General features: G+C 45.2%; 18 protein-coding genes. 3 read left to right on the forward strand and 15 right to left on the reverse strand.

Going from position 1 to position 25691, the window contains the following annotated elements:
* Window positions 1-231: 231 nt before the first annotated feature.
* The 3 genes from QUB08_RS04820 to QUB08_RS04830 form a co-directional block, all read right to left on the reverse strand.
* The gene (locus tag QUB08_RS04820; RefSeq protein ID WP_333223702.1) at window positions 232-1362 is read right to left on the reverse strand and encodes a hypothetical protein; all 1131 of its coding nucleotides are present in this window, start codon (window positions 1360-1362) and stop codon (window positions 232-234) included.
* 356 nt (window positions 1363-1718) lie between these two features.
* Entirely contained in the window at window positions 1719-4940 is a 3222-nt protein-coding gene (locus QUB08_RS04825; protein ID WP_333223703.1) for an efflux RND transporter permease subunit, read from the reverse strand.
* Between the two features lie 378 nt (window positions 4941-5318).
* Window positions 5319-5921: a thioredoxin family protein gene (locus QUB08_RS04830; RefSeq protein ID WP_333223704.1), complete on the reverse strand. Its 603-nt coding sequence runs from the start codon at window positions 5919-5921 to the stop codon at window positions 5319-5321.
* A 178-nt stretch (window positions 5922-6099) separates the two neighbouring features.
* Here QUB08_RS04830 and QUB08_RS04835 point away from each other — a divergent pair, with 178 nt between their 5' ends.
* Both QUB08_RS04835 and QUB08_RS04840 read left to right on the forward strand, forming a co-directional pair.
* On the forward strand, window positions 6100-6504 hold the full coding sequence (locus tag QUB08_RS04835; RefSeq protein WP_190741019.1) for an NIL domain-containing protein: 405 nt from the start codon (window positions 6100-6102) through the stop codon (window positions 6502-6504).
* 65 nt (window positions 6505-6569) lie between these two features.
* Window positions 6570-7013: a hypothetical protein gene (locus QUB08_RS04840; protein ID WP_333156616.1), complete on the forward strand. Its 444-nt coding sequence runs from the start codon at window positions 6570-6572 to the stop codon at window positions 7011-7013.
* Between the two features lie 50 nt (window positions 7014-7063).
* Here QUB08_RS04840 and QUB08_RS04845 read toward each other — a convergent pair whose 3' ends face one another.
* The 5 genes from QUB08_RS04845 to QUB08_RS04865 form a co-directional block, all read right to left on the reverse strand.
* The gene (locus QUB08_RS04845) at window positions 7064-7243 is read right to left on the reverse strand and encodes a hypothetical protein (RefSeq protein ID WP_333223705.1); all 180 of its coding nucleotides are present in this window, start codon (window positions 7241-7243) and stop codon (window positions 7064-7066) included.
* A gap of 718 nt (window positions 7244-7961) precedes the next feature.
* Window positions 7962-8513: a shikimate kinase gene (locus QUB08_RS04850; RefSeq protein WP_333223706.1), complete on the reverse strand. Its 552-nt coding sequence runs from the start codon at window positions 8511-8513 to the stop codon at window positions 7962-7964.
* Between the two features lie 22 nt (window positions 8514-8535).
* Window positions 8536-9420 carry a LapA family protein gene (locus tag QUB08_RS04855; RefSeq protein WP_333223707.1) on the reverse strand — a complete coding sequence of 295 codons (885 nt, stop codon included), beginning with the start codon at window positions 9418-9420 and terminating at the stop codon, window positions 8536-8538.
* Window positions 9421-9542: 122 nt separating this feature from the next.
* Entirely contained in the window at window positions 9543-10166 is a 624-nt protein-coding gene (locus tag QUB08_RS04860; RefSeq protein ID WP_242718598.1) for a flavin prenyltransferase UbiX, read from the reverse strand.
* Between the two features lie 396 nt (window positions 10167-10562).
* Window positions 10563-12929 carry a ribonuclease R family protein gene (locus tag QUB08_RS04865; protein WP_333223708.1) on the reverse strand — a complete coding sequence of 789 codons (2367 nt, stop codon included), beginning with the start codon at window positions 12927-12929 and terminating at the stop codon, window positions 10563-10565.
* An 875-nt stretch (window positions 12930-13804) separates the two neighbouring features.
* On the opposite strand from QUB08_RS04865, the gene QUB08_RS04870 reads away from it, so the two are divergent.
* On the forward strand, window positions 13805-14800 hold the full coding sequence (locus tag QUB08_RS04870) for a hypothetical protein (protein ID WP_333223709.1): 996 nt from the start codon (window positions 13805-13807) through the stop codon (window positions 14798-14800).
* A gap of 296 nt (window positions 14801-15096) precedes the next feature.
* On the opposite strand, the gene clpP is transcribed toward QUB08_RS04870, so the two are convergent.
* The 7 genes from clpP to QUB08_RS04905 all read right to left on the reverse strand — a co-directional run bounded on the left by clpP (window position 15097) and on the right by QUB08_RS04905 (window position 25489).
* Complete coding sequence (clpP, locus tag QUB08_RS04875) at window positions 15097-15705, reverse strand: ATP-dependent Clp endopeptidase proteolytic subunit ClpP (RefSeq protein WP_006635758.1); 609 nt, start codon at window positions 15703-15705, stop codon at window positions 15097-15099.
* 250 nt (window positions 15706-15955) lie between these two features.
* Window positions 15956-16111 (reverse strand): DUF433 domain-containing protein, encoded by a 156-nt coding sequence (locus tag QUB08_RS04880; RefSeq protein ID WP_333223730.1) that lies wholly within the window; start codon window positions 16109-16111, stop codon window positions 15956-15958.
* A gap of 138 nt (window positions 16112-16249) precedes the next feature.
* Window positions 16250-16585: a hypothetical protein gene (locus QUB08_RS04885; protein ID WP_333057897.1), complete on the reverse strand. Its 336-nt coding sequence runs from the start codon at window positions 16583-16585 to the stop codon at window positions 16250-16252.
* An 18-nt stretch (window positions 16586-16603) separates the two neighbouring features.
* Window positions 16604-17008 carry a hypothetical protein gene (locus QUB08_RS04890; RefSeq protein WP_333223710.1) on the reverse strand — a complete coding sequence of 135 codons (405 nt, stop codon included), beginning with the start codon at window positions 17006-17008 and terminating at the stop codon, window positions 16604-16606.
* A 79-nt stretch (window positions 17009-17087) separates the two neighbouring features.
* On the reverse strand, window positions 17088-18308 hold the full coding sequence (locus tag QUB08_RS04895; protein WP_333223711.1) for a heparan-alpha-glucosaminide N-acetyltransferase domain-containing protein: 1221 nt from the start codon (window positions 18306-18308) through the stop codon (window positions 17088-17090).
* A gap of 191 nt (window positions 18309-18499) precedes the next feature.
* The gene (locus QUB08_RS04900) at window positions 18500-19912 is read right to left on the reverse strand and encodes an adenylate/guanylate cyclase domain-containing protein (protein ID WP_333223712.1); all 1413 of its coding nucleotides are present in this window, start codon (window positions 19910-19912) and stop codon (window positions 18500-18502) included.
* A gap of 48 nt (window positions 19913-19960) precedes the next feature.
* A complete protein-coding gene (locus QUB08_RS04905; protein ID WP_333223713.1) occupies window positions 19961-25489 on the reverse strand; it encodes an ATP-binding sensor histidine kinase in 5529 nt (1842 codons plus the stop codon).
* Window positions 25490-25691 lie beyond the last annotated feature (202 nt).

A 25691-nucleotide genomic window follows, 5' to 3' on the forward strand; every position in this document is an offset into this window, starting at 1 on the left:
CCCGTCAAAATCTACAGTCGGCTTTAACCGACAGTCCGACAGGGAATGAATTCCCTGTCTCATAGCTAAAGTCCTCTGAAAGAGGACTAAAATCCCTCGCACTTCCCGTCAAACTCTACAGTCGGTTTTAACCGACTTTCGCTATGAGGCAGGGGTTTCAACCCCTGTCGGACTGCGGGAAAGCGAGTCAAAAGCTAACACGGCACAAGAAGCGTTTTGTATTGAAAATCATTAAGAAATGCCTAAAGATTGAATGAATAGTTTACTGTAAGGTGCGGATGGTTGTACCTTCGCCAGCGAACCAAACAGCTCTTTTCCCCCGAAGATAACTAATGTCTTCTGTTTAGAGTCAGGTTTTTGACTCGGCAGTTGTGAGTGAACGGAAAGAATCCTATCTGAATCAAATCGATAAAAACAGTCCAAGTCGCTGCAAAGCCCTTCTTCAACATCCTTGAGATTAGGGTAAAGTTCTTCAGAAGGACGGGGTTCATGACCGCTTAAAATCAGTTCATCTGATATCTCCATTTTTTCAATATCGATTAAATACATTCTCCCTTGAACGGTGTCAATTAGAAGGCGATCGTCTGATAGGTAGCACATATAGTACCTAAAACAGTCATCAGAATCAGGCCAAGGCCATTCGCATATTCCAAGTAAATTGCAATCAGGAAAACTGAATCGGCTGAGTTGTTGCCCGCAACTATGTATAACCACAAATTCGCCACCGGCAGGATGAAATTCTGGAGGCCCTGTTTCATTGGGACAGGGAACCTCCACGGCGTGAATTCTCGTACCATCATCATAAAGCCAGTAGATTTGCTGTCCGTACAGATCCGCAGCATCCCAAACAGCTAAAATTTGATTTTCTGGGTGTGGGTGAAACGAGAAGCAACGGCTGTCGATATGGTCTTTGAGCCGAAGTTTTCGCTGAATTTGCCACGAACTGGTATCGCGAATTTGAATCTCGACTTCCTTGCGTTCAATTAATTTCATGCACCAAAAATGCAAGCCGTCTGCATCAAACCAGCAGTCCAGAAATCCATTATCGTTATACAAAGATGAAACCTCAACAGGAGGGTTAGGTAGCTGTTCTTCAAAAACTAGCTGGTTTTCTGCTGTCACAATTGCTAAGTGATTGCCATTTGCCATAATTGCTGCCAGCAAATCGCCTTTGGGACTAATGGCTAAACAGCTAATTGCGTCGGGAAGCTGGTATTCGTATTTTGGCGACAAGTTGCGATCGACTAAAGTGACTTTTTTGCGATCGCCACTGACAATCGTAGCCCACTCGGAATTAATGGGTTGATTTATATACGAGAACGACCAGTCAATTTGTCTTTCATATTTTGGTAAAATTAGCATAAAGATATTTCAGCGTAAATAAGCTCTATTTTAACTGAAATCTTGCAGCATTTATCGTAGGGTGCGTCAGTCGGGAATTGCTTTGGGGAGTCAGAGACTGTTTACTGACGCACCTTACCGACTAATTATCGGCGCGTCAACTTAACATCAAATGCCGTACCAGTATTGTTGGTAAATCCGACATTCCGACAGGGAATGAATTCCCTGTCTAATAGCGAAAGTCCTCTAAAAGAGGACTGAAATAGATCGTATTTTCCCTCAAAATCTACAGTCGGTTTTAACCGACTTTCGCTTTGAGGCAGGGGTTTAAACCCCTGCCGGGTTGCGGGAAAGTGCGTATTTGCTGACGCTACATTTTACAAATTCGCATTTTTTCTCCCCGTCTTCTGCACGGGAATAGCAACCGCCTGCGGTTTCTTATTCCCTGCAAACATCCCGAAGAAGTCGTGCAGCAAAATGTAAAAACACGGAATAATAAACAGCGTCAGCAGCGTTGCCAGCGACAAACCGGAAAACACCACCACACCCAGCGGTTGCAAGAATTCCGAACCGTCTCCAATGCCCAAAGCTAGGGGAAATAAACCCAAAACTGTGGTAATAGTTGTCATCAAAATCGGACGCAAGCGCTGAGGTGCCGCCCTGAGAATTGCTGTTGTGCGATCGACCTTTTCATCTTCCAGAATTTGGTTCGCTAACTCCACCATAATAATCGCATTATTTACCACAATTCCCACCAGCAAAATCGCCCCCACAATCACCGTTGCGCCGATCGCAGTTTTAGTAGCATACAGCCCGAAAATCCCCCCAGCCAAAGCCAGCGGCACCGTTAACATAATCACCAGCGGATCGACAAGCGAATTGTACTGCACCGCCATCACCACAAATACTAAAAACGCCGCCAAAGATCCCAAAACAATCAGCGAACTTTGCAATTCCCGGTTAGTTTCCGCCGCCGAACTAGGTATCACTCGCACTCCCGGCGGCAATTTGATTTCCGACAAAACTGCATCCACTTGTTTCAAAGCATCGCCCAAACTCGCGCCCTTATTAATATTCCCAGCAATCATGAAAACTTGGCGCTGGTTAAGCCTTTGAATTTCCCCCGGCGCTTTTCCAAGTTCAATATTCGCCACATCGCTCAAGCGGATAATGCTGTTATCCCTAGCAGTTAAAGGGATAAATTTTAGTGCGGAAATCGATTGAACAGCAGCGCGATCGAATTGTACCCGCACATCAACCAAACGGTTTCCCCGCTGCAATTGCGTAGGAACAGAACCTTGAATTGCTGTCTGAATCGCCTCTCCAATTTGCCTCGCATTCAACCCGTAGATTTCCGCTTGTTCCCAGTTGGGGCGAATCTGCACTTCCGTTTGCTGCGGGTCTCCATCCGGGCGAAAACGAGCTAATTTTACCTTCTTATCCAAAGTTCCCAATATCTCGCGGCCGGCTTGCTGCAATATTTGTTCGTTTTCGCCCTGAAGCAGGATATCAATTTCAGCGCCGCGCACTGGCGAATTAGTTAAAACTAAACCCCGCACATTTTCTGGATTCAGCCGCAAACGAGTATTTTTGGGCAAATCAATTTTATTCAATTCTTGCGTAACTCGCTCCACAAAAGCCAATGTATTGGTGCCAGGTTTCAGCGTAATGTTGCAGCCGCCGCGCAGCACATTCTCAACCGTATTGTTGCCGAACAACAGCCCGCCCACCGTCGTTAAAGTGTATTGAGTTTCTGGTTGGCTGAGGATAATTTTATCAGCTTCGGCCATGATTATTTGGTTGGTTGCCAAATTTGTGCCTGCAGGAAACAAAGCAAACAATCTCGCTTGACCGGTATTAATTCTCGGTAATATTTCCTGGGGGATTTGACCAGCCATCAGCCAACTGCCGCCGCCCAATCCAATAATCGCTACTGCAATGATAATCAACCGCCACCGCACTATGCCCGATAAAAATTTACCGTAACCGGCGGTAGCATTGGTAAAAGCTCGATCGAATGCGCGCAGCGGCCAAAAGTTGCTCAAACCGCTGGATACCCGCAGCGCTAGCAGTCGAGAAGCCATCATCGGTACAACTGTCAATCCGACAATCAGAGAGGCGGCGACGGAAAAGGTGATGGTGAGAATTAATTCGTTGAAAAGTAAGGAAACTAAGCCGCCTATTAGCAAAAATGGCAGTACGGCAACTAAGTTAGTGATGGTGGAAGCAAATAAAGCTGATTCTAATTCTTGGCTACTTTTTACTGCTTGCTGCATCAACTGCTTGTTACTTAAGCGCTGACCGTTTGCACTGTTTTTATTGCTGGTTCCTTCGACAATATTCTCCAGCATGACGATCGAGTTATCGACCACAATTCCCACACCCAGCGCCAAACCCCCCAAACTGAAAACGTTCAGAGATAGGCCAAAAACTCCCATCAGAATAATCGCCATTAAAGTTGCGAGGGGAATTGCCAGGACAATAATCAAAGTTTGGCGCAGGGAAGCCAGGAACAGCAATACAGATGCCCCGGCTAAAACAGCCCCGGTTAAACCAGAAAATAGGACGTTGCTAATAGAATCGCGGATGAACTTAGACTCGTCGAAGGTATTGACGATAGTCGTGCCTTCGGGAATGACCCCGGATTCTTTTAATTCTTCTAGCCGCTTTTTGATGCCGTCTACAACTGAGATTGTATTCGCGTCCGGCTGCTTTTGAATGCTAATTTTTACGGCTGATTTCTGATTGAGAAATACTTTAACTCGTTCTTCTTCTGTACCGTCAATTACCTGAGCAAAATCGCGCAAGAACACTCGTTTGGGCGGATTAGAACCGGATGCTTGAAAAGAAATTGCCTGAATTTCTTTGGCGTTCTTAAATCGGCCGACGGTACGGGTTAAAGGTTCCGCTGCTTCTTGCCGCAGTCGCCCCCCGGAAGTGTCGAGGTTGCGGGATTCGAGGGCTGATAAAACGTCGGAAATACTGACGCCTAAAGATTGCAAGCGATTTAAGTCAATATTTACTTGAATTTCTTCTTGCACGCCGCCGGCAACGTCAACTGCTGCTATTCCAGGAATTACGTTTAGTTCTCTGGATAATTCTTCGTCGGCAAATACGCGCAAATCAACTCCTTGCAAGGAGTTGGAAGTGAGGGCAAATTCGTAAATCGGCTGCTGGGAAGGGTCAACTTTGAAGAGAGTGGGCGATTCAACTGTATCGGGAAGTCGGTTGCGGATGCGGTTGACAGCGGCGGTGGCGTCGTTGAGGGCCTGGTCTATGTTGCCTCCGGGTTTGAAGAATAAATCGACGCTGACTTGTCCTTCGCGAGTGCGGGAGAAAACTTGAATGACGCCTTCAGTTGCGGAAAGTCCTTGTTCGAGGGGGCGGGTAACTTCGTCTATTGCTACTTCTGGGGAGACTCCGGGGGCGTTTAAGCGCACGCCGATGCGGGGATAGGTGATGGAGGGCAGCAAGTCAACAGGCAGTTGGGTGATGTAAAAAAAGCCCACAATTATAATAGCAAGTGTCAGCATGAGGGTGCCGATATGGCGACGAATGGCGGTCGCGCTAATGCTGAATCCGGGTTTGTCGGGGGTCATTCGATTTTAGATTTTAGATTTTAGAATTGAAAAGTTTACCCAGTCAGTCAGATTAATTCTAGTAGGGTGCGTCAGCCTTAAATTTCTCTGGGGCGTGAGAGAATATCTACTGACGCACCTTACGAGGAGTATAATAAATCTTAATAAATTTTCCCAAAATTTTTTGTGAATATTTCTTTAGAGGTAGTATCTCGCCCAAAACGCAGATTGGCAGAAATTCCTAGGGGCTTTTGAATCTCTGTAAGTTATCGCAATCAGGAACAGGCAAGATGCCTGTTCCACAAGAAAGTTTATTTGTTGTGGAACAGGCATCTTGCCTGTTCCTAAAGTCTTGTTCTCTTGTCTCTCTTGCTTTTTCCTTCTTCTCTCTTCCTTCTTTTACTGTACTTGAGAGCCGTGGGCGCGGGGGTCGGAGCTACTTGTTTTCACAGGCCCTGTGGGAGGAGTAAAATTAGAAACTTGACCGGCAGCTTGGACATGGGGCAGAGGTTTTCCTGCAATTAAGGCTTCTAAGTTAGCTTCCATAATACTGCGCGGCATTTCGCCCATAGTTTCCGCAACGGGGCTGCCTTTATCGTTCAAATAGACAAAGTGCGGGATGCCGTCTACTCGATATTTGGTGATTTCTGGCAGCCATTTGTCATTGTCTACATTCAGCATCACAAAATTCATCGGTTCGGCGTATTTCTGTTTGATTTCGCTCAGATCTTTAGCCATTGCCTGACAGCTACCGCACCAATTAGCATAAAATTCCATGAGTGTCGGTTTGCCATTTACTAAAGCTGTTTCTAATGGCGTTGAAGCTTTTGCCATGTCGGTGAGACTGCTTGACGGCGTTTGGGTTTGCAGCCCAAAGAAGATGGATATTGAAAGGACGATCGCTGCTAACACGATCAATAAGTTTCTGAGGCGGGTGGCGACTTTTGTTTCGGGATTTTTGGCTACGGGGGCGACAGTTGACTTGGGGGAATTCTGGGTCATAAAATAAATTGCGCTTTGATTTCTATGTTTTTATTTTAAATAATAGATTCAGATTATAGCACATTTTGAGATAATCAGACCCATCTCATACAAAATTGTGCTAAAGGCAGTAATTAGACCAAGTGCGCTAAAACATAAGATAACAAAGATTGTTTGTAAATTACCGAGGACTTGCAGGGTGAAAAAACGGGTAACACTGACGTTTCCCCAACGATCGATCCAAATGCCTGTCACCTATCGACTGGCAAAGGATTTTAATGTTGCAGCCAACATTATCCGTGCTCAGGTGGCTCCCAATCAAGTGGGCAAACTGGTGCTAGAGTTATCAGGGGACATCGACCAATTAGAAGCGGCGATCGACTGGATGCGATCGCAAAATATCGGCGTTTCCCTAGCCAGTCGGGAAATACTCATAGACGAAGATATCTGCGTTGACTGCGGTTTGTGTACGGGGGTTTGCCCGACAGAAGCCTTGACCCTTGACCCAGAAAGCTTTAAACTAAGTTTTGCTCGATCGCGATGTATCGTTTGCGAGCAGTGCATCCCTACCTGTCCGGTGCAAGCTATTTCTACTAACCTCTAGCCCCTGTACAAACTCATCGGGTTCATCATCTTTTTTTTGCCTGGTTCTCCTAATTGTGCCATTGGATGAAAAAAAACTCTTGGGTTTCCCTAACTCTACTTTTTGTTACTTATTTCACTTTTGGCTGGAAATTATCTGAGTTTGATGTTCCCCCGCACCTGACTTGGTTTCTAGCCATAGCTTCAATTTTAGTGTTTGCTGTCGCCTTGTCGTTCCCTCTGAGAGACATAAAAGCCTTAATTTTGCGGTGGTTTTCGAGTGATATCGGTGCTTTTCTTTCTATTATTGTAGGAGCTTTTGTGGCAGTGGTAGTTTTTGCTTGGCTGCACCTTTTTGCTACTTGTTTACTCTTGATTTCAGCCGGAGCTTTGGCAAGACTCGATATTCAAATGTCTGGTTGGAAAAATTGGCGGGCTTTTGCGGTATTAGCTACCATTTCTTTAACAGGTGTGGGGCTGGGTGGAGCGATCGAGTTTTGGTCAAGGACAGGCAGGCTCGTATTCTCTTAATGAGGAACGGGAAATTCATCCAACCAAATTCTATAACTCGCAACGGATATTTAGCCGAAAACTATCAGATCGCCCATCAATAAATACAGCTTATTTTTTTTCAATCCCCCACCCGGATTAATTCCCCGTTCCGCGATGTAATCATAGCAGTTTTCCAGCTTGGTGAGGTACAGCATCTCAATTGCCGATTCCCCGTTGCGCGTTACTAATTCCCCATTACTAATTACCAATTACCAATTACCGGGGAACCTGGAGTAGAACTGAAAACCCCTAGGGCAGTATTTAACTGTAGCGACTTTTGCTCAAAATGTTATTGCCAAGATCCCGGAAGTCCCGCAGCCAAAAACTTATCCCAATAAAAAAGCAGCTTTTGGGAGCTGCTAGTCAGAATGCATGAGGTATTGTTTTCAGAATAGGACCGGTTGAATTCGATCGGTGCTGGGTTACATTTTTTGATACGGGAGAGTTGATTAGGGAATGGACGATCGTAAAATCGTCACATAGCAGGGTAGCATTGATGCTAAATTTCCCGACAATCAAGTTAGCGTTTAACTGTCCTTGCGCCCTACAGCCCTTCAGCGGTGGGGCCCTTTTATTTTTAGGGAGAACTCAATAGCAGACTTTAACGAATCAGATGAGTCTGGCATTAGTTCTTGTATAAAATCTCCGCATCACCACATCCTCATACTGATAAAAGTTACGCATCATATCAAGTCAAACCCGGTGGATTGCAAAATATGGGGTGGTTAAACGGACACACTCAGACAAATATCAGTATTTTCACCCAAGTCATACCATTTTAGATTTTAGATTTTAGATTTTAGATTTTGGGAATGAGTGATGAAGCTTGTGGTTTGGAGCTTGCGTATAGTTGCATTATTTTTTTGAACTGGTATCAAAAGTCCTCAGAAACCTGTTATTTTCTTAGAAACTCGGTTTCGGAATGTATCAATTGAGATCTGGCCCGGTTTCTGGTTTGATAACTTTTTGGATTTCCTCGATCGCCCTAGTCGCCACTGCTTCAGGCCTTTCGCCCACACCAGCATAGACTCGGACATCTGCTTGAGTGTAGAAACGCTCTCGCTCTTTCAAAAGGCTTTGCAGCTTAGATTTGATCTCCCCCTCCTGCAGTAGGGGTCGAGCGGTGTCCGAACGCAGTCGATCGTACAATTGATCTACAGGCACATCCAGCCAAACTACTACACCGTAGTGCAAGTAACCCCAATTCATCGATCGCGTCACAATGCCGCCGCCCGTAGCCACGACCGAATTTTGATACGCAGACAACTCCCCAAGCACTTTACTTTCTAGTTCCCTAAAAGCCTCTTCCCCTTCTCGATCGAAAATCTCAGCAATTGACTGATTAGCAACTCGAACAATTAGTTCATCAGTATCAAAAAAACGGTATTTTAATTTTTTTGCCAAAATCCGCCCCACCGTTGTTTTTCCTGCACCCATCATCCCGACAAGATAAATATTTACTCCCCTCAACCCATCCACTGCCAAATCCTCCGATATTTTTCTATTTTTTCAGGTTAATCGATCCGCCACTGGGGCCATCATCGTCATCAAACTCATCACCCTCATCCAATCCCCAATCATCCTCTGCTTCTGCCATAGGATTTATTGGTGCTTCATCAGCCGGTTTAGGAATATCCCCTCCCGGAGGAACCAGCACTCGATACTCCGCATCGTATACAGCCTCAGTTTGCCCCACCCCAGACTGGCTCGGATCTCGATAGCCGTAGGAATATACGGAGCCAGCCCAAGACTTGCTTTTCGGTTCCTGCTTAGCTTCGTAAGCCCTCGGATTTGCCGCGGGAACGTCATTTACCTGCGGCCCGTCGGGAAAATCGCGATCGTCCCCCCAATCGTCATCACCCCCTTGAGAGCCTGATTTTGAGGCATCTGAGACCCAATCATCCTCATCGTCTGCCGCTGCATAAGTCCCCGGTTGAGCGTAATTCTTCGCCCCATCCGGGTTCGGAGTTTCTTGCAGGAAAGTCCCGGCACTGTAACCAGCCGGGGTGCCGTACTCAGTTCGGTAGGAACCAGGAGCTTGAGTTTGGCTATTATCCCTATTCAGATCCGGGTCAATTCCCTGTTTTCTAGGAGGGGGAGGCGGCGTGTAAGGTGTTCTCCTGTCCTCTGGGAAAGTATCGGGACCGCTGCGACTGTCGCCGCCGGCGCGGTCTCGCCTTGGAGATAGATAATTTGAAAAAGCGAGCAAACCAGAAATCAATAAAGACGTGATAGCTCCCACCGCCATACTCAGCAAAATCCAGATAGATAAGGGCACAGCAGGCGATCGAACTCCCAAAAACACCAGCGATAAGGCCGGCTCCACATTTTGCAGGGCAAAAATAGTTAGCCCTACCACAATCACTAGCAAAAATACAGGACGCATATTAAAAATATTGGTAATTGGGAATTGGTAATTGGGAATTGCTAATTAAAACTAACAAATCATCAATAACAAATAACAAACTGTCAACTGTCAACTGTCAACTGTCAACTGTCAACTGTCAACTAACTCCCTTCCTCTTCCTTCCAGCGTTTGAGAGGAACGCAATCAATCCCCAACTGGTCTAAAGCGCGAGCCACCACAAAGTCTACCAAATCTTCAATAGTTTGCGGATTGTGATACCAAGCAGGAATCGCTGGTACAATTCTAGCTCCAGCTTCTGCCAAGGTAGTCAAATTCCGCAGGTGAATCAAGCTAAAAGGCGTTTCGCGAGGCACAAGTACCAATTTTCGCCCTTCCTTGAGCTGAACGTCGGCCGCTCTTTCGAGCAAATCCGAACTCAAGCCAGCCGCCAATTTCCCCAGCGTACTCATGCTACAGGGAATAATCATCATCCCTTGGGTACGAAACGAGCCACTAGCAATATTAGCACCGACATCTTGCCAGGGATGGCATCGGAGTTTACCCATTGTGGCTACTCCTGCTTGTTCCCGCCAGAATTCCTCTTGAAGCGTCGGTTCTGCCGGCATTCGCGTGTTCTGTTCGCTTTGCCAAACCATGTAAGTAGACTTGGAAGCTACCAGTTCGATCGCGCGATCGGCTTCCAACAGATATTTTAAAGTTCGCACAGCGTAAATCAGTCCCGATGCACCGGTAACTCCTAGGATTAGCGGGTAATTATTCGTCATTAGTTATTTATTAGTTGACGGTTGACTGTTGTTAGTAATTAGTTGTTATATCAAATCTGTTAGCATCGGAATTATTCAGATATATTTGAGCTTCATCAGCGTTAATCTGCGTCCATCCCTTGTCATCTGCGGTTAATAAATTAACTTTTTTTTACCGCATATATAGGCACATTAACACAGATTAACGCAGATAAATTATATAAATTCCGGTTACACCGTTCGTGATTGTTGAGTTTTGACGGGATTTGACGCCCAACGATGCTACGGGATTGGATATTAGTCATTAATTATTTTTTGATAATGGCTGAGTATAGTTGGCAGCCAACTTATTAATACTTAGTTGCTAGACAATGACAACTAAGTATTGATAAAAGTTAACTGTCAACAGCCAACTGATTATTCATCATCATCAAAAGCTTGACTGCCGCCACCAACTGCAACTAAATCAATTTGCTGGCGGTAGTAGTCAACACTCTTGACTTGAACTTCTACCCGATCGCCCAAACGGTACTGATTGCGGTTTTTGCGGCCCACCAAAGTTTGCTGGCGCGATCGATATTCGTACCAGTCATCCTTTAGCGAAGAAACGTGTACCAGTCCCTCAACACGCAAGATGTCGCTCTCCGGTGGCCGCACCTCTATTTCCACAAAGAAACCGTAAGACTGCACGCCTGTAATCAAACCCTGGAAAGTTTGGCCGGTGCGTTCTTTCATCAATCCCGTTTTCTTCAATCCCTGCAAATCGCTTTCGGCATCCTCAGCAACTCTTTCGCGTTCGGTTAGGTGTACTACTACCGATGCAAACTCGGTCTCAAATTCGTGGTGCAAATCTGGCGGGAGAACATTCCAAGTAATTTGACCGTGACAGGAGGAATGGTGCAAGTCAACTTTTTCCTTAGCCCGTGTTGTGCGGCTGCTGCGGCCTTGCTCGAACACCGCTTGCAACACCCGCAGTACCAGCAAATCGGCATAGCGGGAAAGCGGCGAAGTGCAGCGGGTGTAACCCTCTGACAGCCCTAAACCGAAGTGCGGCTTGGGAGTGGTGCTGTAAACAGCGGGCTTCATGGTGTCTTCTAGCAGGTAGGTGAGAACTCTTTCGGACTTCAGGCCGGCAAACTGCTGGGTAAAGCGCTGAAAGTCCAAGGGCAAAACTTCTTCTTCGGTTTCGAGATACAGTTCGCCTCCGAGGTTGTTGGAGAGTTTGATGAACTCTTGAATGTCTGCCGGGTCTGGCATCGGCTGGACGCGGTAAATGGCTGGGACTCCCAAGGCTTGCAGGTGAGTGGCGACAGCTTGGTTGGCAAGTACCACCAACTCGGAGACAGCAGACTGGGCGGGGGGAGCCGTTGCAAAAGCTCCTAATTCGCCTTCGTCATCGAAGTGAGAGTTAGCATCGGGCAAATTTAGTTCAAAAGCTCCCCGCTTGAGCCTTGTCTGTCTGGCTGCTTGTGAGGCGGCTCCGATTTGATCTAGGAAAGGACGGAGGGCGGAGGATAAAGGGTGCTCTTCGGCATCGCCTGGTTCGAGAATTGCTTGAGCTTGCTCGTAGGTGAGGTGGTAGTCAATTTGAATGACGCTGGTTTGAATTTCGTATTCTAGGAGTTCTCCTGATTGGTCGAGGGTGAGCAGTATGCTGAAGGCCAGCCGTTCGCTGTCTGGCAGCAGGGAGCAGCGCTCGTTGAGGGTTTCTGGCAGTACGGCGATGATTTTTTCTCCCAGATGAGCGGCGGTGCCTCGCTTGCGGGCTTCGCGGTCGATCGGGGTTTCTGGCTGCACGTACTCAGCGGCGTCGCTGATGTGGATTCCTATTTGCCAGCGGCCGGGCTTCAGGGTTTCGATCGACAAAGCGCGTTCCACTGGCGGATCGGAGAGGAAGGATGTCGGATCAAACTCGTTTTCGGCTCCTCCTTCGGAGAGATTTTCCTCCTGGGCTTGGGGGGCATTGTTTTCGCTGTTGGTTGTTCCCGGTTCGTTTTTGCTGAAGCTAACAGTCAGAATGTTACGCAAGTCTAGGCGTTTTTTGATGTCGGTTTTTTTGACTTTGCTGGGCAAGTTTTCGGCTGCTTTGATGACGGCGGCGGGGAACGATCGCGGCAAGTCGTGTTTGCAGCATACAATGTCGAGGTCGTCGGCCGCTTCGGCGTCGGAACCGAGTACCTGTACTACTTTGCCGACTGGCCGATGGGTGCCGAGGGGGTAGCGTTTGACTTCGACGTGTACTAGATGGTCGATCGCCTCTTGGAGATTTGTGCCGTTGGCGAGCAAGTCTAGTTCAAACAACAGGCGATCGTCCAGGGGGATTGCTCTATAGCTGACGCGGCCAGTGGGGGTGGCGGTTTGCTTGACTCGCGCGAGTACCGAGGGGTTGGCGCGTTCGAGGATGAGCATGACTTCGCCTTCGGGCGATCGGCGGCGGCTACCTTCTTTGATAATTTTGACTAATACTCGATCGCCATTCCAAGCTGTCGAGAGGTGACTTTCCCGCACGTAAACGTCTTCTGAGCCTTCGGCGTCTTGAATTGCAAAGCAAAATCCTTTGCTCGAACAGCGCAGTTTTGCTTCTACTACGTCGTCTTCAGCTACTCGGCGATAGCGGCCTTTGTCTTTGACTAATATGCCAATTTTCTCTAGAGCTTCTAATGCGATTTGAAGTTTGAGTTGACTGGTGGCGTCGTTGCAGTCGAGTTTTTTCTCCAATGCTTTAGGAGCCACTAATTTGTCTTCTGTAAAATTTGCCAGCAGTGCAGCGATAGAAAATTCCATGTAGCGATCGATCCTCTTGTTTCCAGCAATTAGTCTAATTTTGGCGAAATCAGCCGCACCCCCTCGGGCCCTCGTAGTGCCTGCTTCCCAACAAATACGCGGGTTGATAGGTGGAGACGCGAGCACAGCCACCTTGTTTCATCGCGAGGTTTTTTTGAGATTCTCTCCCGACACCTGCTTCGTGCTAATTGTCTGCTGTCTGTCTTGAACTGACTGCTGACGGTGCAGACAACTGTCCCGCACGCTATTCCCCAATACAATTTTTTAGCGTTGGTTTGTTTGCTTTTAGGTCAGCAGCGCCGAGCACTTCGCAAATTAGAAAGCCCCTGTCGGTTCTTAAAAGATGGCTCGATACTGAAAGCAACGGCTTGAGTCGAGGATGAGCCGATGGAGGGATGGAGAGGGAGAAAATGTGCATTTCTGCCTTCTGCCTTGTTTCCTTCTGCGTTGTTCCTTCTTCCTTTTGAAGTGCCTCTTGCCTCTTGCTTTAGCAAAGAACTTACCGGATCAAGGCAAAATTGCTAGTAGCTCGCCGCTGCGATTCCCCTGTTTTTTGCACGCGATCGGCCCTTGCGGACGGAGGTGCAACGAGCGGGTCGGGAGCAATCTGTGCTGTAGAAAGTGCAGGTACGCAAACCGGAGACTTTTACTACTTTTGCTTAGTTGCTGTGTCATCTCCTATAGGTAGAAATGACGCCCGGTGCTTGTTAGCTTAAACTGCCGGATGTGGGATGGGGTTTAGTGGCGTGAAAGGTTGCGCGGATGACTCACCTTTAATTTATTGTATGTTGAATAGGTGCTTTCAGAAAATTGTTTTCTCAGGGCTGTACTACACTTAAGTCATAAGCCCCTTCTGGTTTCGGGGTCAAAAAATTATGTTTGCTGAATTTCGCGCCATTTATCCCGCTGGACAGTTAATTTGTGAGTTGCTGACTGTTCATCACGGTAAGTTTGTTGTTCGCTGTCTGGTTCAGGTTGACGGCAAAACCCTGGCTACGGCTATGTCGGCTGCTGAGTCTGTTGAGGATGCTGAAGACCGCGCCCGGTTGCGAGCGATCGCTGTTCTTGGATCTGCTGCGCCCGATCGTGCGATCGCGAGTGTTGATCCGGCTCCGGTTGCTCCGGTTGCTCCGGTTGCTGCTGTTCCCCCTCCCCATCCTCCTGCTGTTCCCCCGGTTGCTGCTGTTCCCCCTCCCCCTCCTCCTGCTGTTCCAGTTCCGCTTGGGCCTCCTCTTGCTCCTCTTCCAGTTCTAGAAATGCCTGTTGCTGACAAATTGCCTGAAACACATCAAAGCAATTTTGTCAAGAGTGAAGCGAAATTAAATGAAGATCCGATCGCACCTGTACCTGCACCGCTGCCGCCAACGGTCGATCGCGCGGAGGCTACTGGATTTGTACCAAAGCAGTTAGACTCGGACGCTTGGCTTTCTTCTAGCTACGGCGAACCACTTCAGGAACTGGAGGTGCCGACTTCTAGCCAAAGTGAACTGCTACAGGGTGCGGCCGAAGTCAGGGAATTGCAACCGATCGCAGTGGGAATCCCCAGCGATGCGATCGAGGATAATTCTGATACGATCGCCCAAATAGACGCCATCCTCAAACGCCTGCAATGGAAGAAAAAACAGGAAAGCGACTGTCTCGAACACAATTACGGCAAGTCGTCGCAGAGAGAGCTTTCTAGCGAACAGTTGGTAGACTTCCTAGAATATCTGGAAATCTACAGCAGAACTACTGAGGAAATCAAACGGTTGGGCTGGACTCCCAACCAAGGAAAAGATTATCTCAAACAAGGTTATGGCAAAGAAGCGCGCCATTTCTTAAATCAAGTAGAATTGCTCGACTTCCTGCAATATCTCGAATCTTTGCCCTAGGAATTCGGCAACTAAACAAGGCGCTGGAGGCTATTAGATTAAAGAAAACGGGTTTTTTACAGAGATTAAGGTTGAGAACCAAAGATTAGGGTAAAAAACCCGGTTTCTCGCCCCCCGTTGCTCCCGGATTAAAGAAACCGGGTTTTTTACAGAGATTAAGGTTGAGAACCAAAGATTAGGGTAAAAAACCCGGTTTCTCGCCACCCGTTTATCCATTAAAGAGCTACTTTTGAACGTTAAAAATTAAAAATCAAAAATGAAGAATACTTCCTCATTTTTGATTTTTAACTTTTTATTTAGACGACAGCGGCGATCGGGCGGCTGGCGGAAGGACGGCGATCGATCACTTGATCTACTAATCCGTAGTCCTTTGCTTCTTCAGCCGACATGAAGAAATCCCGTTCGGTATCTTCTTCAATGCGGGAAAGCGGCTGACCGGTATGGTTGGCAAGATGTTCGTTCAGGCGGCGTTTGTGGTACAAAATCTCTTTGGCCTGAATTTCAATATCGGTTGCTTGTCCTTGAGCTCCGCCTAGAGGTTGGTGGATCATAATCCGGGAGTGAGGCAAACTCATCCGCTTGCCTTTAGCGCCGGCACTCAATAGAAAAGCGCCCATGCTGGCTGCCAAACCGAGACAAATAGTGCAAATGTCGGGGCGGATGTGGTTCATCGTGTCAAAAATGCCCATACCTGCTGTTACCGAACCCCCTGGGGAGTTGATATAGAGGTAAATATCTTTCTCCGGGTCTTCGGCGTCTAAAAATAGCAATTGGGCAACGATCAGGTTAGCCAAGTCAGAGTCAACCTGTTGGCCCAAGAAGACGATGCGATCGCGCAGGAGTCGCGAGTAAATGTCAAAGGCGCGTTCGCCGCGACCGGATTGTTCTATAACTGTTGGGATCATTGACGCCAGCCTGCCTATTACGTATCTTTTTTTAATTTTAGCGATTTGGGCTCATTTATAGTTAGCGATCGGTGGCGCGCGATCGAGAAATCGGCAAAATCCTTGACCTGGGCGGGGTTGGGGCCGTAATTTGTGGAAGTTGTGGCGGGTGTGCGATCGGATTTCCGATCCTGCAGGCGATCGATGTTGAGGAAGCGGACATCAATAAACGTTAAATGTTGTTATGTGGCGATCGTATCATTGCGAGAACTCAAATCGCTCGATCGCGACTGACACTAGGAAAATGGTCTAGAAACTCATTTAGCCAATCATCGGCTTCGAGACAATCAAGTAGAGTCTCGATCGGGACGCGAGTACCAATAAAGACAGGAGTTCCCCCTAAAATTTCGGGGTCGCTATGAAATATAGTAGCTGCCTATTGCAAAGAAAAGGTTGTGACATCAAGACAATCTTTTTCAATCCAGGTATCACTTTGCTCGAACGATCTGTTAGTTTCCATCGCTAAATCCCCACTGGATTTTTATAGATTATATCTTTGCTAGGATTACTGGTAGCGGGATTTCTTTGATTTAATCACCTCAATTACATTGTCGTGTCTTTGCCCTTCAATAATATCCTTGAGATGAATCTGTCCGTTGACGTACTGAACGTGGATGCGCCAGCCTGAGACTTTATCAATATCAGCACGATAAACTGCCTGCTTCACACCCTTAACTTTATGCAGTCTCGTTTTGGGAAATTGTCTCGTCCTGTGACATTCCTGGTCTTCAAGTTCTGCTAAAGCTTCCAGAAAACTAATCTTTAGCTCGTCATCTGGCAAAATTTTCATAGCTTCGTAAATAATGCCATATTCATCACAGAGAATAAGGTTTTGCGCCATAACTTAAGCTGATTATATCTAGGCAGTTTCTCGATCGCGCTGAAGTAGGTCTTGATACAAAGACTCTGCTACACCCTTATACGCTCGATCGAGTTCGTCGTGTTGAATTGCTCGAAAAAGAGTAAAAATAGCTTGCCCAAAAATTGGGTCTTCGTCAACCGCCAAAACCACTCTTAGTTTTTGAGAAATTCGTAGCGTATAAAGCGAAGACTCGTAACCATTCAGGTCTGACGATAGCGGGAGACGACGCAGCTTGCGATACACATTTGATTTTTGAGTAGGAAAAAGGCTGGCACAATAATTAATTTTTTGAATTACTGCGGCTTTCTCATCTTCATTTAGCAGCGCAATATCTTTCTCAAATTCCCTTGTTGACTCAATTAGAATATCCACGTCAAAAACCGTAAAAAAATATATAAACATTATACTACAGACAGCTTTTAATTGTCAAGCCCCTTGCTCACCACTTACCAGCAAACGCGCTTGTTTAACAACCCACCATTCAAATTTTAATCGCCCAACGACGGCGGTACATTCCATACAAAATTAACCACCAAAATAAGACCGCAGTCACGGCAAACGCTAAGGAACCATTGAGTGGCCCCGCCCAAGGCACAAACCAGTTTTCATAAATCCAACTGTAAGTTGTTGGAGCATTTGCACCAGTACCGATATGAGTTTTCAACAGAATTCTGGCAACTATACCGGAGGCGACAAACAGGAAAATTGCATTCAATCCCATGATTTCAAACGGCCTCCCCCATTTCCAATTTCGCACTTCAATTGTTTCGTAGCAAAATGCTAGCAATAGCAACGCCAAACCAGCAGTAAAAACTACATAAGAACTTGTCCAAAGTTGTTTGTTGATCGGAAATAGAAATCCCCACAAGTGGCCGATTACCACGCAACTGAGACCGCAGATTGCTAAGTTGATACTGGTGCGGGTTTTTATTTGCTGTACTCGCAGCCATTCTCCGGTAAAGTAGCCTGTGAGGACTGTGACAACTGCGGGTAAGGTACTCAACAATCCTTCTGGATCGAAGGGGCCGCCTTTGTACAGGTGTTGGCTACCGAGAATTAGCCGATCGACATATCCCCCTAAATTTCCTTCTGGCGTAAGTTCGCCGGCAGTGTACCCCCCTACAGCAAATACGGTTAGTGCGCCCCAATAGCCCAAAAGTACGGCAACAGCGAGCAGTTTTTGATTGCGGGGGGAAAGGTTGAGAATGGCGATCGCACTGATGAAATAAGCTAAGCCGATGCGTTGCAATACTCCCATGATGCGGATTTTACCGAAGTTTTCCACTGGGGCGCTGTTGAGAAGTACGTCAAGGGTGATCGAAGATGTATTTAGCAGCAATCCTAATAGAAATAGAATCGCGGCGCGGCGCGCAATTCGCCAGTAAATATTTGAAGAAGGGAGAAGGAAGGAGGAAAAAGGAAGAGGGTTTTTGGCGGATTCGGATTTTTCCTGTGTTTGTGTAATTATTGAGGTTTCTATTCCAATTTTTGGATAATTTTGAAGATATTTAGACAGCGAGAAAGACATCGCGCAGCCAACTATGAACAGGAAAAAGGGAAATACTAAGTCTGTCGGCGTACAGCCGTGCCATTCTGCGTGTTCTAGTGGCGGATACACCTGTTCCCAACTGCCGGGGTTGTTGACTAGAATCATCGAGGCGATCGCAATTCCGCGAAAAACATCAAGGGATTTGAAGCGCATAAATTAAGTTATTTGTTCACTGTTCACTGTTCACTGTTCACTGTTCACTGTTCACTGTTCACTGTTCACTGTTCACTATCTTAGGTGATGCCCATTTCCTAATTCTTTTCGGCCCAATTCCCAACTCCCAATGCCCCATGCCCCATGCCCCATGCCCCATGCCCCATGCCCCATTCCCCATTCCCCATTACCTATATCTCTATTCCTTCCAGTGTCATAATGACTGCATTCTTCATCAACATATCGCACCTTTCTGCATAAAAAGCTGCTGCCTTATCATACTTGTTGACTTGCAAAACACGTAGAAACATTTGCCTTGCTTGCGCGAATTGCTGCTGGTAGTGAAAAAAAATTCCCTGTTCAAAATAAGTTTGAGTTTGTGCTTTTAGTTCGATCATTGTCGGCGAGTCGCCATCGTAAATTTCAAATACAGCAACGGGTGTTTGTTTTCCTTTTACTTGAACGCGATCGAGAAACCGGCACTTGTAATGTTGAGGATCGTCTATCCGGCAAAGGGTTTGGACGCTAGCTACAATACTAACTCCATAAAGCTTTGTCAATCCTTCCACGCGGGAAGCTAAATTAACGGCATCAGAAATTACCGTACTTTCCATTCGTTCCGCTTCGCCAATCGTACCTAACATTAAAGTCCCCGTATGCAAACCAATCCCTATCGAAATAGGTTGATAGCCACTGTTTTGCCTGTGTCTGTTATAAATTTTCACTTGCTGCTGCATCTCAATTGCTGCTTGCACAGCATCTTCAGCCCTGTTAGGAAACAAAGCCATAATCCCGTCACCAATGTATTTATCTATAAAACCGTTGTACTGGCGGATAACAGGGCCAACTCGGCTTAAGTAAGAGTTAAGAAATTCAAAGTTTTCTCGGGGAGACATACTTTCTGACAGACTTGTAAATGAGCGAATGTCGGCAAACATAATCGTCATTTCTGCTTGTACAGAGTCTCCTAGTCTGGCATCAACGATGCTTTCTCTTTTGAGAAACTTCAAAAATTCACGGGGTACAAAACGGGCTGATGCGGCGGCTATTTTTTCGAGTTCGCTTTTGCTGGATTCGATTTGATTGAGTGATCTAAATGCTCTCAGTGCGGTGACTACTGTGGTAAATAATTTTTTGTTAGTAAGTTCTGTTTTGGTTTTGTAATCATTGATATCGTAGCTGACAATTACTACATCTTCTGGTACTTGTCCGGGCTGTCCAGTGCGTAAAATAATTCGCACTACTTGATTATTTAAAATATCGCGGATGTATTTAACTACTTCCAAGCCTGCTTCTTCTGTTTCCATAACTACATCGAGTAAAATCAATGCTATGTCGTAGTTATTTTGGATTATTTCTTTAGCTTCTTTTCCTGAGTAAGCGCTAATAAATGTTATAGTTTTACCTTCAAATTTAAAATCGCTTAACGCTAGTTTAGTAATATTATGAATTTCTATTTCATCATCGACAATTAGTATTTTCCAACTTTCTTCTAGCGGTTTTTCTTCCGCCTCGTCTTCCTCGGCAAATATTAATTCATCGTCCCCCACCGCGATTAATTCGTCATCGCCTGCAGCCAACAGGTTTTTACTAGCTTCTGACATATATCGTTCTCCTATATAAAACTTATATCCATGTTGGCGGTCTAATAACTAATTGCTCATTTTAGCGGGAAATTCAATCATAAACCTTGTGCCTTTATTGACTTGACTTGTGCAGCTAATTGTGCCTTTTAGTTTTTGAGTAACAAGGTTATAAATAATGTGCAGTCCCAATCCCGTGCCTCCCTGACCTCTTTTGGTGGTAAAAAATGGTTCAAAAATTTTACTGAGATTTTCTGGGTCAATTCCTTTGCCGTTATCGGCATATTCAAATATTAGCCGATCGCCCTCTAGTTTGAAATCAAAAGCCAGAATTCCTTCATCCTCTCCATCGTAGGCGTGAATTAGGGAATTCAACACCAGATTTGTCACAATTTGACACACTACGCCGGGGTAACTGTCCACTACAATATTTTCATCACACTTAATCTCTATTTTGTGCTTAGTTCTTTTTAGTTTGGCTGTTAAGGATGTCAAAATTTCCTCTAGATAGTTTTTAACATTAAACGTGCGTTTTAACTCGCTCGACTGATCCACAGCTACTTCTTTAAAACTGTGAATCAAGTCGGCTGCCCGCGTGAGGTTAGATAAGATCATATTACTGCTTTGCATGGCGGTATCCAGAAACTTTTCTAACTCGGAACGTTTTATTTGGCCGTTACTGTAAACCTCAAAAAACTTTGTGGCTTTTTCAGCAAGCAGGGAGGCGGCGGTGATGCCGATGCCGATGGGAGTATTGATTTCGTGGGCAACACCTGCAACCAACCCGCCGAGGGCAGCCATTTTTTCCGATTCTACCAGTTTATTTTGAGCCGATTTTAAGTCTTCTAAAGTTTGGGAGAGTTCGGAGGTACGCTGCTGTACTAAATTTTCGAGATTCTGATTAAATTGGTGCAAATTGTCGTAAAGTTGGGCGTTTTCGATGGAGATAGAAATTTGAGAAGACAGCAGTTTTAATATTTCTAACCTGTCTGGTGTAAAAGCGCCTGTAGTCAGGTTGTTTTCTAAATATAGAATGCCAGTGAGTTGGCCTTGATTAATTAACGGAGTGCAAAGAATTGATTTAGGTTGAACGGCCATTATATAGGGTGTGCGAGTAAATTGTCCTTCGCGGGTGGCATCGTTTAAAACTATACTTTCCTGGGTGCGGGCGACGTAATTCACAACTGCAACTGCCAGCCAAGTTACTTCTTGATCGTCGGCTACAATATCTATCGGAATTGATTGCATGACAGCAACGCGATCGACATCTACAGATCCTGATGCTTCAATCACCCATTGACCCTCTTTTTCTAGTATTAAAAACCCTCGTTGGCCCCCGGCATTTTCAATAACAATTTTCATCATTTTTGCCAGCAGTTTGTCTAGAACTATTTCGCCAGCTAAGGTTTGCGATGCTTTCACTGCGGTAGTCAAGTCTAGCACGCCTGCAGCGTCGTTCGTAGTGGAAGCGCTGCTGGTAGATTTGTGAGTTTCAATATTAGTTGAAATCGAGCCTGAAGTTAGCAAGTGCGAGTATTTGGATTCTAAATGCGCTGCTTTGGCTGTTGCTCCCCAGCGCTGATAGCAATAACGCGCTTCTGTCAAGTAAGTTTTAGAATTTTTTTCTCGTCCTATGGATAGATAAAATGCTCCTGCCAATTCTGCTGCTAGTGCTTGTACTTGTATGTATCCGTTTTCTTGGGCTCCTTCAATTGCGCGATCGTAATATTCCATAGCTCTCACAACATTGCCCAAAACACGCGCTTTTTCTGCTGTAAGTAAGTCGCATTTGTGCTGAAGATTCATGGGTGCAGAAAGCGCTTTTTGTTGCAGTTTTTTTCGGTTGCTTACAGCGTAAAAAATATGCTCTTCTTGTTCCTCATTTGTGGCAAATGGATAGGCTGCTAGGCGGGCTAGAGAATCGTAAAACTGGTATTCAGAAACATTAATAAAGCCTGCAACTCCGTCTAAATATACTTCTGCTTGCGCTGCATTTTCTAGCGCTGTAGCGGTATCTCCAAATAAATACGCTAGTATTAATTTTTGCAAATAAAAGTGCTGTAGTCCCACCCGATCGTTAGCTTTCAACAGCAGCGACAACAATTTTTCTTCGCTGTATGATTCACCTAACACAAGGTGTGGACTTTCCAGTTTTCCCATCAATTGCAAAATAGTTTGCCGATATATTTGATTCCACGTCAATACAGTTTCTTGCTTGAGTTGAAACAGCAAATGGTTGTAAGTTACCATTCTCCGTTCCAGTTGTGGCAATTCTTGACCGATGAAATACAAAGACTGACAAATATTTACGGCTGAATATCCGACAGATTCTAAATCCCCATTTTCTAGCGCGCTTTGATATGCCTCCTCTAATAGCGGCAAAGAGTCTTTAACGTGATGCTTGCCATTCATCAAAATGAAGGCTACTAAATTAAGCGTTTTGCTCTTGAATTCTAACGCATTTAATCTATCGCTCAAATTTAAAGCTAATTGACCAAAGCGATCGCCCGATTCAATATCTCTAACTATTCCTTTTAAAATTGCTCCGTAATTAGCATAACCAAAGGCAGAAAAAGTAGAGTTGCCGTAATTAATAGATAAATTAACTTGCTCGCACACAATCAGTGGCAGCAGCACAGGTTCAACTATAAATGTAGCTGAAAACATACTGGAAAGCACGCGCATAGTTGCTAATTTGTGCGGATTTGTCATAATCGGTAAGTTAATTAAATCTTCTATTTTTATTTCTGTTAAATAAGCGGCAGTTTTAGCCAGTGCTTGCTGAATGTGGAGGGGAATCGGCGATTCTGGAAAGTTGATTCCTAACATTCTTAGTGCTTCCCGACCAATTTTTACCGATTCTTGAAGTTTGGTTTGCATCGCACAAGCTATGATTCTGATTTCAAACACTTTGATTTTGTCTAGTTCATTTTTTGCGTGTTGCAGGACAATTATCGCCCATTTTTCCATTGGTTCAAATTCGGTATTGAGGTAAGCAGCTTCTGCTGCTGACTCGTAGAGTGCAAGAGTCAAGTCGTAGTCACTTTGCCAACTTTCGGGGGGAAGCAGTTCAATACCTGCGGTTAAATATTTGAGGGCAAGTTCGTAAGCTGCACTTGCTTTTGCTTTGCAACCTGCAATTAAATTTAATTGGGATAATTGAAATTGTTCTAATTGGCTGCGGATGATTCCTTTGGCCGAATTTAGTTGGTTTACGGTATCAAAAATATGCTCTTCTAATTGCTCTGGCGGTGCATTTTTTAGTAAAAAATTGCCGATTTTTAGATGAATTTCTTGTTTTTGATAATCCGATATTAAAGCATAAACTGCTTGCTGCACTCGCTCATGCAAAAATTTGTAAATGGCGCTCGAAACATCAGCCACTGGCAGGGAAAATTTATCGGTAAAGTCTCTAGATATTGTGTCTGTTACTTCTGTGCTTGCTGCTAGTGTGATCGGAATATTGTATGTGTTATTCACGAGTAAAATCAGACCTGACTGAAGTGCCTCACCGAGGTCGGTTGCTGCGGACGCCAGAGGTTGTTCGGCGATTGTCGAGAGAGTTTTCAAATCAAATTTGTTCCCGATACAAGCGGCTAATTTAAGCAGTTCCTGGGTATTCTCTGAAAGTTTCTGAATGTTGTCTATCATTAATTCTAGAACATTGTCAGTTATTCCCATTTCTTGTATTTGTTCGATATCCCACTGCCACTCGCCTGTGATATGGCATTTTTTCACAATTTGCTCTGAGATTGGTTGCGCTAATCCCGACAGGTTAGGTTCAGCTAGCTTGACCAAATTATTCGAGGGTGAAAGTTTAAATTGAATCAAACTTTTTGAGTAAAGAAATTTTATTAATTGAGTTAAAAAGAAGGGATTTCCAGCGGTTTTTCGCCAAAGCAATTCTGCTAAACTTAGGGATTTTTCGGGGGCGCAGTTCAAAGTATCGGCAATGAATTGGTTGACGCTGCTTATGTCTAAAGGCGAAAGGGCGATCGCGCTCACAGTGCCGCCTGCTTTTTTAATTGCTTCGGCGGTCAGCATTAGGGGATGATTTGCATCTACTTCCTGCTCTCTATAAGCTCCAATTATTAATAAATATTGAGTTCTCAGGTCAGTTGCTAGCAGTTCTATTAACTTGAGAGATGCTGAATCGATCCACTGCAAATCGTCCAGGAAAATTACTAGGGGGTGTTCTTTTTGAGCAAAGACGCGGATGAAGTTTTGAAATACTAAATTAAAGCGATTTTGAGATTCATTTGCTCCTAAATCTGGGACGGGGGGCTGCGGCCCGACAATCAGTTCTACTTCGGGAATAGCTTCAATAATTACTTGGCAGTTGCCGCCGAGTGCTTTTAAAATTTTTTGTTTCCAAACATGGATTTCGGCGGCATTTTCTGTGAATATTTGCCGCAACAAATCTTGAAAAGCTTGGAGCAAAAAAGCGTAGGGAATATCGCGCTTAAATTGCTCAAATTTGCTGTCAATAAAATACCCGTTTTCCCGCCGACTCGGCTTGTAAACTTCATATACTAACGACGATTTGCCCACACCTGCAGAACCAGAAATCAGCACGATTTCTGTAGTACCCCGCCTCATACGCTGGAAGATACTGAGAAGCATATTAACTTCGGCTTCTCGCCCGTAAAATTTTTGGGAAATTTGCAGGTGACTTGACTGATCTTGCTCGCCGAGGGTTATGTGGGAAATTTCGCCTGTAGTTTGCAGTTGATCGAGACAATTTTCCAAGTCGTACAAAATTCCCAAAGCACTTTGATACCTGTCTTCGGCTGTTTTTGCTAAGAGTTTTATGACGATATCGGAAACGACTTGAGGAATCTCCTTGGTTCCTACTTGATTGATTCTGCCTTCGATGCTTCTGCTTTCTACTTTTTGCTTTCTGTTTTCCCAAGCAGAAACTGGCGTTTTGGCAATATGGCAGTGTACTAGTTCCATAGGATCGATCGCCTTAAAAGGCAATTCGCCACAAAGCATCTCATAAAAGGTGACGCCTAAAGAATAAAAATCGGTGCGGTAGTCGATCGCCCGATTCATGCGTCCCGTTTGTTCAGGAGACATATAGGCGAGAGTGCCTTCGAGTAAATGGGGATGGCTGGGGGCGGGGTTTTCGCCCGGTAGCAGGGAAGCGATCGCAAAATCAGCAATCTTGACATCTCCTGTCTCGATATTGACAATAATATTGCTGGGTTTAATATCCTTATGGATAATGTGGTGTTCGTGGAGTTGCCCAAGAGTTTCTGCTAGTTTGATGCCCATATGCAGAAATTGTTGTAACTCTAGCTGCTTGTTGCTGAGAAAGTCTTTTAGGGAAATCCCACCAAAATCTTCTAAAACTAAAACCGGAAAGTGATTGTATGTTTCTATTTTGTAAAGCTTGACTATTCCGGGCAAATTCAAATTTTTAAGAATTTCGGATTCGTGCAGCAGTTGGGATATTTGGGCTGGGGTAGGGTATGCCGGGGTGAGAGTTTTGAGGATAACGGGTTTTTGTTCCTCAAGCTGCAGACCTCGATAAATAACTGTGTGAGAGTTTGTATAAAGTTCTCCATCAATGCGGTATCCCGGAAGAAAAATCATGATAGTTGGGGGTAATTTCCAAGATGCGGTTATACAATTTTAGATTTTAGATTTTAGATTTTAGATTGGGAAGCATTGATTATATAAAGGTTGGGAGCGTCGGCTTATAGTTGCATTATTTTTGATCACAAGTATTATTAAGTAAGTGAAAATACACATCGATCGAGGGCGGTTTTTACGGCAGTAAACTGGCTACTATTAT

It is taken from the genome of Microcoleus sp. BR0-C5, assembly GCF_036705045.1.
In the GTDB taxonomy this organism is placed as follows: domain Bacteria; phylum Cyanobacteriota; class Cyanobacteriia; order Cyanobacteriales; family Microcoleaceae; genus Microcoleus.